We start from the raw sequence: 7,514 nt of genomic DNA, 5'->3' as shown, positions 1-7,514 counted from the left end.
AACGAGGTGGAGGTCGGCATGATCGGCATCAACGTGCCGATCCCGGTGCCGATGGCCTTCTACAGCTTCGGCGGCTGGAAGGCGTCGCTCTTCGGTGACACCCACGTCCACGGCGCCGAGGGCGTGCACTTCTACACCCGGGGCAAGGTCGTCACCTCCCGCTGGCTCGACCCCAGCCACGGCGGCGTCAACCTCGGCTTCCCCACCAACGCCTGAGACCTCGCCCCGTCCGCCGGGCACGGCGGACGGGGCGGACCCGGGCCCGGGGCGCCGGCGGGGACTCGCCCGCGAGTCCCCGCCGGGCCGGGCGCGGGCGGGTAGGCTCCGCACAGATGTCGACGCGTCGGTAAGGGGACTTATTCGTGGGCAGGGACGGGCCGCGCCGTACACGCCGGGGCGCACTGGCGGGCGGCCTGGCGCTGGCCGCGTGCGTGGCGGCGGGCAGCGTGACCTCCGACGGGGGCGTGATCTCCGCCGAGACCGTGGGCGCGGCCCCCGCCCGGAACGCCGCGCCCGCGTCCACCGGCTCGCCCTCCCCGGCGTCCACCGTGACACCGGACCGCGGCGCCACCCCGCGCCCCAGGACGACCGGCGTCCCGGACGGCCGGAGCCCGTCGCCGAAGCCCTCGGCCTCGATCGGCAAGGGCGAGGGCATCCTGCGGGTGCTCACCTTCCAGGGCCACGTCGAGTACGGCACGACCCTGACCGGGGTCGACTGGGTCTCGTCCTTCGAGAACCGCACCGGCTGCCGGGTCGTCCGGCTGGACCGGGTGAGGTCGGCGGAGGAGATGGCGGCGAAGTTCCGGCCGGGGTCCTACGACGTCGTCTCGCCCCCGCCCGAGCTGGCCGGGCAACTGATCGCCGAGGGGAAGGCCGCGCCGATCGACACCGGCCTCCTCACCTCCTACAAGGACGTTCCGGAGCGGCTGCGCGAGCTGCCCTCGACGCGGCGGGGGGAGGAGGTCTTCGGCGTGCCGTACCTGTGGAGCGCCGACGAGGTCCTCTACCGGGGCGAGCGGCCGAAGGGCCCGCAGGACCTCTACGACGACGAGCGGGTGGCGATCAGGGACACCCCGATGAGCCTCGCCGGGGCCGCGCTCGCGCTGAAGGAGACGCGGCCGGACCTGAAGATCGGCGACCCGTTCCAGCTCACGCCGAAGCAGCTCGACGCGGCCGTGGAGCTGGTCTCCCGGCACGACGGACCCGGCCGGGTCTACTGGCGCGACTCCCTGGACGCGATCCGGGCCTTCGCGACGGACCGGGTACGGCTCGGCGGGGCCCTGCCGTACCACGCCGACCTCTTCGCGCGGGCGGGCCGCCCGGTGAAGGCGCTCGGTGACGCGCCGATGACCGGGTGGGCCGACTCCTGGATGCTCTCCTCCGGCGCCGCCAGCCCGAACTGCGCCTACCGGTGGCTCGACTGGATCACCTCGCCGACCGCGCAGCGCGCGGCCGCGGCCTGGACCGGTCTCGCCCCGGCGAACCCCAAGGCGTGCGGCGGCGAGGCGCGGCGCGTCTGCGACGCCCACCACGCCGGGGACGCGGCGTGGCTGAAGCGCGTCTTCTTTGCCGTTCGCCCATCGAAGGATTGCGGCGGCGCGGGCGGGGAATGCACTGACTACACCGACTGGACGAAGCGGTGGAAGGACCTGGTGGAATGACCGGCTTCCCCGTGACCCGCCGGTGACCCGCGCCTGACGAGCCGCGGGCGCGCCCGTCCCCCGCCGGGTGTGGCCCGTCAGGGGCGCTCCGGGTGTTTCCCCCGACCCCCGGAGCGCCCGCCTCGTCCCCGGGTGTGCCCGTCAGGCGGGCCCCCAAGCATGTCTGTCATGGAGTCGAATCACCACGGTTTCCGTGGTTCTGATCGTGATCAACGATGGATTCAGTGGCGAATTTATGTCTTCGTTATTGGCTGGTCAACCAGTCAGTGAGTAGGATCGGGCCATGAGAATCCTCCTTGTGGGAGCCGGCGGCGTCGGGTCCGCCGTCGTCCCGATCGCCGCGCGCCGACATTTCTTCGAACACATCGTGGTGGCCGACTCCCAACAGAGCCGGGCCGCCGCCGCGGTGGCCAAGGTCGCCGATCCGCGGTTCAGCGCCATCACGCTGGACGCCTCCGACCAGGCCGCGGTGGAGGCGGCCCTGGCCGAGCACCGCTGCGACGTCCTCTTCAACGCCGTGGATCCGCGTTTCACCATGCCCCTGTTCCGGGCGGCGCTGAACGCCGGCGCGCACTACCTGGACATGGCCATGTCGCTGTCGCGCCCCCATCCCCAGCGGCCGTACGAGCTGCCCGGGGTGAAGCTGGGCGACGAGCAGTTCGCGCTGGACGGCGCCTGGCGCGACCGGGGCCTGCTGGCCCTGGTCGGCATGGGGGTCGAGCCGGGCCTGGCCGACGTGTTCGCCCGCTACGCCGCCGACCACCTCTTCGAGAGCATCGACGAGATCGGGATCCGCGACGGGGCCAACCTGGTGGTGGACGGCTACGACTTCGCGCCGACCTTCTCGATCTGGACCACCATCGAGGAGTGCCTCAACCCGCCGGTCATCTGGGAGGACGGCGGCTGGCGCACCACCGAGCCGTTCAGCGAGCCGGAGGTGTTCGACTTCCCCGAGGGCATCGGCCCGGTGGAGTGCGTGAACGTCGAGCACGAGGAGGTGCTGCTCGTCCCGCGCTGGGTCGACGCCAGGCGTGTGACGTTCAAGTACGGCCTGGGCGAGGAGTTCATCGGGGTGCTGAAGACCCTGCACAAGCTCGGCCTGGACAACGCCGGCAAGATCCGCGTCGGCGGCGTCGAGACCTCGCCCCGCGACGTGGTCGCCGCCAGCCTGCCCGACCCGGCCACCCTCGGCGACCGGATGCGCGGCAAGACCTGCGCCGGCACCTGGGTGAAGGGCGTCGGCAAGGACGGCGAGCCGCGCGAGGTCTACCTGTACCACGTGGTCGACAACGAGTGGTCGATGCGGGAGTACGGCTGCCAGGCCGTGGTCTGGCAGACCGCCCTGCACCCGGTGGTCGCGCTGGAGCTGCTGGCCACCGGCGTCTGGACCGGCTCCGGGGTGCTGGGGCCCGAGGCGTTCGACGCGGTGCCGTTCCTGGATCTGCTGGGCGACTACGGCTCCCCGTGGGGCATGCGCGACCAGCTCGCGGCGGCGCTCCAGCCCGCCTGAGCCGTCCGGCGGTCCTGACGTACGGCTCGCGCGGGCGCAGGCGGCTCCGCCGTACGGCCGCGCGGGCCGCGAAGGTCCTGCCGTACGGCTTCCGCGCACCGGGGCCGTAGGGCTTCCGCGCACCGAGGCGGTACGGCTTCCGCGCACCGAGGCGGTCCCGGTTTCCGGGGCCGCCTCTTCGGCGTTCCCGGGGCCGGGCGGCGCTCGGAGGCGTTGACGGCGAGGGCTCTGACCTGCGGAGACGACGATGTGTCACGAGATCTGGACATCTCGAATCCGGATCGTTACCCCCCACCGTCGGTTCTAATCACTGCCCCCAGGTATGGTTTCGCTCATCCCGCATTAAAAGAGACATAGCGGGATCAACCATGCGCTAAGTGGGATCAGGTGCTGTCCACCGCGCGGTGAACCGCCGCCGTCCCTCGCGTTCCCGGGCGATATATGAGGGGAGGACGATGGGCGCCTACCTGCTGAAGCGGCTGGTCAGCAACGTCCTGCTGGTGGCGATCGCCGCGAGCATGGCGTACTTCCTCGCCGCGACCAGTCTCAACCCCAGGGCGAAGTACGAAGGCCGTCAGCCACCGGTGGCGGAGGCCGTCATCGACTCGACGCTGGACGACTACAACCTCAACGACAAGAAGCCCGTCTTCGAGCGCTATGTCACCTGGGTCTCCGGAGTCGTCACCGGCGATCTCGGCAAGACCTGGCAGGGCAAGTCGGTCAACGATGAGATGGGCCGCCGGATCGGCGTCAGCCTGCGGCTGCTGCTCATCGGAACGGTCCTCGGCTCGGGGATCGGCGTGGCCGTCGGGGCCTTCGCGGCGATCAGACAGTACCGGGTCAGCGACCGGGTCATCGGTGTGGCGGCCTTCGTCATCATGGCGGTCCCGGTCTTCGTGATGGCGAAGATGCTCACCATCGGAGCAGTCGGGATGAACGAGCTGCTGGGCACCAAGCTGGAGTACACCGGCGAGTACACCCCGGGGCTGAGCGGCTGGGACCAGACGCTCAGCCGGCTCAACCACCTGATCCTGCCGACCATCTCCCTGTGCCTCGGGCAGATCGCCTTCTACAGCCGCATCCAGCGCAACATGATGCTGGACGTGCTGGGCCAGGACTTCGTCCGCACCGCCCGGGCCAAGGGCCTCAGCCGCAAGGCGGCGCTGCTCAAGCACGCGCTGCGGACCGCGCTGGTGCCGGCCGCGACCTACTTCGCCTTCACCTTCGGCACGCTGCTGACCGGCGCGATCTTCACCGAGAAGATCTTCGGCTGGAACGGCATGGGCGCCTGGCTGGTGGACTCGATCCAGCAGAACGACACCAACGCGGTCGCCGCGGTGAACCTGTTCGCCGCCGTGTGCGTGCTCTTCGCGGGACTGCTGTCGGACTTCATCGTGGCGGCCCTCGACCCCCGGGTGCGGGTGAGCTGAGATGCGTTCCAAGGTCGTTTTCGCCCGCATGCTGCGCAACCGGCAGACCCGCTACGGCCTGATCGCGTTGCTCCTGCTCCTGCTCCTGGCCTACGTCGGCCCGTTCTTCGGCCCGCACGACTGGCTGGAGAAGGACTTCACGGCGTTCATGGAGCCGCCCTCGGCCGACCACTGGTGGGGCACCACCCAGATCGGCCAGGACGTCTACGCGGTGGCCCTGCACGGCATGCAGAAGTCGATCGTCATCGGCTTCCTCGTCGCGCTCATCTCCACCGGTCTCGCCGCGCTCGTCGGCGCCTCGGCCGGCTACTTCGGCGGCTGGCTGGACAAGGCCCTGATGTGGGGCGCGGACCTGCTGCTCGTGCTGCCCAGCTTCCTGATCATCGCGATCGTCTCGCCGAACCTCAGGGGCGGCTCCTGGCTCTGGTTCGTGCTCCTGCTGGCCGCGTTCTCCTGGATGATCACCTCCCGGGTGGTGCGGAGCATGACGCTCTCCCTGCGGGAGCGGGAGTACATTCTGGCCGCCCGCTACATGGGCATCCCCGGCTGGAAGATCATCATCCGGCACGTCGTGCCGAACCTCTCCTCCCTGCTGATCATCGACGCCACGCTGAACGTGAGTGCCGCGATCATCGGCGAGGCCGGGCTGTCGTTCTTCGGGTTCGGCGTCCAGCCGCCCGACGTCTCGCTCGGCACGCTGATCGCGGCGGGAAGCGACAAGGTCCCGGGATACTCCTGGCTCTTCCTCTTCCCGTCCGGCCTGCTCGTGCTGCTGGTGCTCAGCGTCAACCTCATCGGCGACGGCCTGCGCGACGCGCTCGACCCGGGGAGCAACTCATGACGATTCTCGAGGTGAACGACCTCAACGTCACCTTCCGCGGCGGCATCAAGGCCGTCCGGGGCGTGAGCTACCGGCTCGGCCGGGGCGAAGTGCTCGGCATCGTCGGCGAGTCGGGTTCCGGCAAGTCGGTGACCTCGCTGGCCGTGATGGGCCTGCTGCCCGAGGGCGCCGAGATCAGCGGCTCGGTCAAGCTCCACGGCCAGGAGCTGATCGGCATGCCGGAGGAGGAGCTCACCCGGCTCCGCGGCAAGTCCATCGGCATGATCTTCCAGGACCCGCTGTCGGCCTTCACCCCCGTCTACACCATCGGCGCCCAGATCGCCGAGGCGGTGCGGATCCACCAGAAGGTCGGCAAGGACAAGGCCGCCAAGCGGGCCGTCGAGCTGCTGGACCTGGTCGGCATCCCGCACCCGGACGTCCGGGCCAAGGCGTTCCCGCACGAGTTCTCCGGCGGCATGCGCCAGCGCGCGATGATCGCCATGGCCATCGCCAACGACCCCGACGTGCTGATCTGCGACGAGCCGACCACCGCGCTCGACGTCACCATCCAGGCCCAGGTGCTGGAGGTGCTCAAGACCGCGCAGCGGGAGACCGGCGCGGGCATCGTGATGATCACCCATGACCTGGGGGTCGTCGCCGGCCTGGCCGACCGGGTGCTGGTCATGTACGCCGGCCGGCCGGTCGAGCTGGGCGGCGTGGACGAGATCTACTACCGCCCGCGCATGCCGTACACGATGGGGCTGCTCGCCTCGATCCCGCGGATGGACCGCCCGTCGGCGCGGCTGATCCCGATCGAGGGCAACCCGCCCTCCCCGGCCGCGCTGCCGCCCGGCTGCCCGTTCGCGCCGCGCTGCCCGATGAAGGTGGACGCCTGCGACGACGGCGAGCCCGAGCTGGAGCCGGTGGGCCCCGGCAGCCGCCGGGCGGCCTGCATCCGCGCGCACGAGATCGAGCTGAAGAACCTCGACGGCGCCACGATCTACCCCGTTCCCGAGCCTCCCGCCGAGACGGAGGCCTCCCGGCCGCGCGCCGAGCGGGAGACGGTGCTCAAGGTCGAGGACCTGGTCCGGCACTACCCGCTCATGAAGGGCGCGGTGTTCAAGCGCCGGGTCGGCACCGTGCACGCGGTGGACGGCATCAGCTTCGACATCGCCGAGGGCGAGACGCTGGGCCTGGTCGGCGAGTCCGGCTGCGGCAAGACCACCACCCTGCAGCAGATCATGCAGCTGGAGGCGCCCCAGGACGGCACGATCGTCGTGCTGGGCAAGGACAGCGCCAAGCTGGGCCGGGGCGAGCGCACCGCGCTCCGCCGGGACCTGCAGATCGTCTTCCAGGACCCGATGGCCGCGCTCGACCCCAGGATGCCGGTCGGCGACATCCTCGCCGAGCCGCTGCGCGCGCACGGCCGCAAGGACGTGCCGGCCCGGGTCGCCGAGCTGCTCACCCTGGTCGGCCTGGAGCCGTCCCACGCCGAGCGCTACCCGCAGCACTTCTCCGGCGGCCAGCGCCAGCGCATCGGCATCGCCCGCGCCCTGGCGCTGGAGCCGAAGCTGATCGTGCTGGACGAGCCGGTGTCGGCACTGGACGTGTCCATCCAGGCGGGTGTGATCAACCTGCTGGAGGACCTGAAGGTCAAGCTCGGCCTGTCCTACCTCTTCGTCGCCCACGACCTGTCGGTGGTCCGGCACATCGCCGACCGGGTGGCCGTGATGTACCTCGGCAAGATCGCCGAGGTCGGCACGGTCGAGGAGGTCTACGCCAGGCCCGCGCACCCCTACACGCGGGCGCTGCTGTCGGCCATCCCGCTGCCCGACCCGAACCTGGAGCGCTCGCGCGAACGGATCCTGCTGGAGGGCGACCTGCCCAGCCCGGCATCGCCGCCGTCGGCCTGCCGGTTCCGCACCCGCTGCCCCAAGCGCGCCCGGCTGAGCGCCGAGGACGCGCGCCGGTGCGACACCGAAGAGCCCATTGTCACCCGGCTCGCGCCCGCCGCCGATCACGGCGCCGCCTGCCACTACCCCGAGGTGACCGAGGTACCCGAGACCGCGGTCTCCTGATGAATCCCCGATGGA

At 71.0% G+C, this 7,514-nt stretch carries 6 protein-coding genes; all 6 read left to right on the top strand.

The features are described 5' to 3' along the window. Positions 1–216, top strand: a 216-nt coding sequence (locus IEZ10_RS03950) for an aldehyde dehydrogenase family protein (RefSeq protein WP_189245003.1), incomplete at its 5' end; no start/stop codon positions are given. Between the two features lie 146 nt (positions 217–362). Then, positions 363–1,661, top strand: coding sequence for an extracellular solute-binding protein (locus tag IEZ10_RS03945; protein ID WP_189245002.1), 1,299 nt, complete (start codon positions 363–365; stop codon positions 1,659–1,661). A gap of 283 nt (positions 1,662–1,944) precedes the next feature. Continuing rightward, complete coding sequence (locus IEZ10_RS03940) at positions 1,945–3,171, top strand: saccharopine dehydrogenase family protein (protein ID WP_179819030.1); 1,227 nt, start codon at positions 1,945–1,947, stop codon at positions 3,169–3,171. Between the two features lie 455 nt (positions 3,172–3,626). After that, complete coding sequence (locus IEZ10_RS03935; protein WP_179819029.1) at positions 3,627–4,601, top strand: ABC transporter permease; 975 nt, start codon at positions 3,627–3,629, stop codon at positions 4,599–4,601. A gap of 1 nt (position 4,602) precedes the next feature. After that, positions 4,603–5,442: an ABC transporter permease gene (locus tag IEZ10_RS03930; protein WP_189245001.1), complete on the top strand. Its 840-nt coding sequence runs from the start codon at positions 4,603–4,605 to the stop codon at positions 5,440–5,442. After that, complete coding sequence (locus tag IEZ10_RS03925) at positions 5,439–7,499, top strand: ABC transporter ATP-binding protein (RefSeq protein ID WP_189245000.1); 2,061 nt, start codon at positions 5,439–5,441, stop codon at positions 7,497–7,499. The genes IEZ10_RS03930 and IEZ10_RS03925 overlap by 4 nt, the downstream gene beginning before the upstream one ends. The last annotated feature ends 15 nt before the right edge of the window (positions 7,500–7,514 follow it).

The sequence above is a fragment of the Streptosporangium pseudovulgare genome, from assembly GCF_014648055.1.
Classification (GTDB): Bacteria; Actinomycetota; Actinomycetes; order Streptosporangiales; family Streptosporangiaceae; genus Streptosporangium; species Streptosporangium pseudovulgare.
The sequence above is the reverse complement of the archived record's forward strand: the minus strand, read 5'-3'. Positions and strand labels throughout refer to the sequence as shown.